Origin of the sequence: Arsenophonus sp. ENCA, from assembly GCF_002287155.1 — a bacterium.
Taxonomy (GTDB): domain Bacteria; phylum Pseudomonadota; class Gammaproteobacteria; order Enterobacterales; family Enterobacteriaceae; genus Arsenophonus; species Arsenophonus nilaparvatae.
On the sequence record NZ_NHNG01000129.1, the window covers coordinates 1 to 1,653 of the forward strand.

Here is a 1,653-nt window from a genome sequence, read left to right on the forward strand (position 1 = left end):
TGAGCAAAAATGGGCGCCGTCACGATAAACGCTTACTCGATAAAGTCGATATAATTCGCCATATTCCTCCTGAGGTAACCATCTGGGCAGATACCGGTTTTCAAGGTATAGATAAACAGCATCCTAATACACAAATCCCAAAAAAAGGAACTCGAAAAAGACCTTTATCGCCTGAACAAAAACAAGAAAATAAAATAATCTCGGGCATCCGTATTACAGTTGAACACGCCATCGCGGGTATCAAGCGCCTCGGTTGCATGACCCAAATTTTACGGAATCGTAGACCCTTTATTGATGATACCTTCTTACTCCTTAGCGCAGGTCTTTGGAATTTCCATCTCAGAACAGCGTAAAATTTACTTCAATCACCGAAACACCCTTATTTCACTATTAAGCAACACGCTTTTAGACTTAAATATGGAGCCAAGCTCAGTCATCGCCAGATAGCTCGTAGCTTATCGATATCGCCATCTGCTGTATCACGATATGCTAATCGGGCAGCTCAGCTGGGGATAAAACAATGGCCTTTACCCACAGAATGGGACCCATCTTCCTTACGAAAGGCATTTAGCCAGACTAAAGTGAAGATGAAAAAACATTCTTTACCTGATTGGGCAGAAGTACATAAAGAATTACGTAACAAAATAGTGACATTACAACTGCTCTGGGAGGAATATGCAGAACAATACCCAGGGAGTTTTTATAGTTACAACCATTATTGTCGTCTTTATCGTGAATGGTTAAAAACCACAAACCCATCAATGAGGCAAGTTCATAAAGCCGGTGAAAAACTCTTTGTTGATTATTGTGGTCCCACTATCAATATCATTAATCCCAATACTGGCGAAACAAGAACAGCACAGCTCTTTGTTGCTGTTCTTGGCGCATCAAACTATACATGGGCAGAAGCAACGTGGTCTCAGCAGCTTGAGGACTGGGTAATGAGCCATGTTCGCTGTTTTCAATCGCTTGGGGGTGTACCTGAGATTGTGGTGCCTGATAACCTGAAAAGTGCAACTTCACGAGCTTGTAAATATGATCCTGACATCAACCCGACTTACCAACAAATGCTTGAGCATTACAATGTTGCCGTCATGCCAGCCCGTCCTCGTAAGCCAAAAGATAAACCTAAGGCTGAAGTCGGCGTGCTGCTTGTTGAACGTTGGATTATGGCCCGACTTCGTCACGAACACTTCTATAGTCTTGCTTCATTCAATCAACACATCCAGGTTTTATTGAAAAGGCTAAAAGCGTGTTGCTTAATAGTGAAATAAGGGTGTTTCGGTGATTGAAGTAAATTTTACGCTGTTCTGAGATGGAAATTCCAAAGACCTGCGCTAAGGAGTAAGAAGGTATCATCAATAAAGGGTCTACGATTCCGTAAAATTTGGGTCATGCAACCGAGGCGCTTGATACCCGCGATGGCGTGTTCAACTGTAATACGGATGCCCGAGATTATTTTATTTTCTTGTTTTTGTTCAGGCGATAAAGGTCTTTTTCGAGTTCCTTTTTTTGGGATTTGTGTATTAGGATGCTGTTTATCTATACCTTGAAAACCGGTATCTGCCCAGATGGTTACCTCAGGAGGAATATGGCGAATTATATCGACTTTATCGAGTAAGCGTTTATCGTGACGGCGCCCATTTTTGCTCA

Annotated in this window: 2 protein-coding genes and 1 pseudogene; 2 read left to right on the forward strand and 1 reads right to left on the reverse strand. The window is 42.2% G+C overall.

All coding sequences use genetic code 11. The features are described 5' to 3' along the window. Together CBG25_RS03620 and istA are read left to right on the forward strand one after the other, a co-directional pair. Positions 1 to 353: transposase family protein (locus tag CBG25_RS03620; RefSeq protein ID WP_290603898.1), on the forward strand; the 353-nt coding region annotated here is incomplete at its 5' end. A gap of 36 nt (positions 354 to 389) precedes the next feature. Then, a pseudogene (gene istA / locus CBG25_RS03625) lies at positions 390 to 1,247 on the forward strand (IS21 family transposase); the annotation flags it as partial. Positions 1,248 to 1,300: 53 nt separating this feature from the next. Here the strand turns inward: istA and CBG25_RS03630 are convergent. Continuing rightward, a partial coding sequence (locus CBG25_RS03630; protein ID WP_290603898.1) for a transposase family protein occupies positions 1,301 to 1,653 on the reverse strand: 353 nt, incomplete at its 5' end.